This window comes from Corallococcus sp. AB018 (assembly GCF_003986945.1).
Taxonomy (GTDB): Bacteria; Myxococcota; Myxococcia; order Myxococcales; family Myxococcaceae; genus Corallococcus; species Corallococcus exiguus.
The window spans coordinates 1-722 of the sequence record NZ_RAWR01000472.1 but is presented as its reverse complement, the minus strand read 5'-3'; the positions used below and the strand labels follow the sequence as shown (position 1 = coordinate 722).

The following is a 722-nucleotide window of genomic DNA, read 5'->3' as shown; positions in this document are numbered from 1 at the left end:
GCCCCAGCCACACGCCGTAGCCGAACGTGTAGAGCAGCTGGCCGTACAGGTTGTCGTCGTCCACGCGCCCCGGATAGCTGTAGCCCTGGAATGACAGCCCCACGCCGCCCTCCACGAACGAGCCCGCGAAGCGCGGCCCGAAGCGCTCCATCGCGTAGCGGCCCTTGAGCCCCACCTCTCCGCCTCCCAGCGTGAAGCCCTCCGTCGGGTAGCGGTGGTACGTGGCGATGCCCTCCACGTCCAACGACGTCCCGTCCCCCAACCCCGGCGTCCGCTCCGGCGCGCCCCACAGCCGGTAGGCCGCGCCCGCGCGGATCAACGTGTTGCCCTCGTCCGGCGCCAGCCGCGCGGACGCCTGGAGCCGCACCCTCGACAGGCGCGCCACCGCGCCCAGCGCGAAGAAGTTCCGGTAGTCCGCCGTCGCGTCGTGCACGTACTGGTAGCCCAGGTCCAGCTCCAGTGGCGGCAGCGTGTCCGGCACCCGCCCCGGGTCGAACGCCGGCGACGTCACCGCGTACAGGTTCGCCAGCATCGACAGCGAGAACACCCCCGCCCCCGTCAGCGTCACCGCGTACAGCGGCCCGATGGTCTTGCGCGACGCGCCCGTCAACGCGATGGGCACCAGCCCCGCGGCGATCAACCCCAGCCCCGTCGCCTCCGCCGCGAACAGGCCCCGCGCCGTCGCGGAATCCCCCGCCGTCCACGCACCCAACCCGTGCAGC

1 pseudogene is annotated in these 722 nt (G+C 73.1%); it reads right to left on the bottom strand.

The annotated features are described in order from the left end of the window. A pseudogene (locus D7Y11_RS42795) lies at positions 1-722 on the bottom strand (hypothetical protein); the annotation flags it as partial.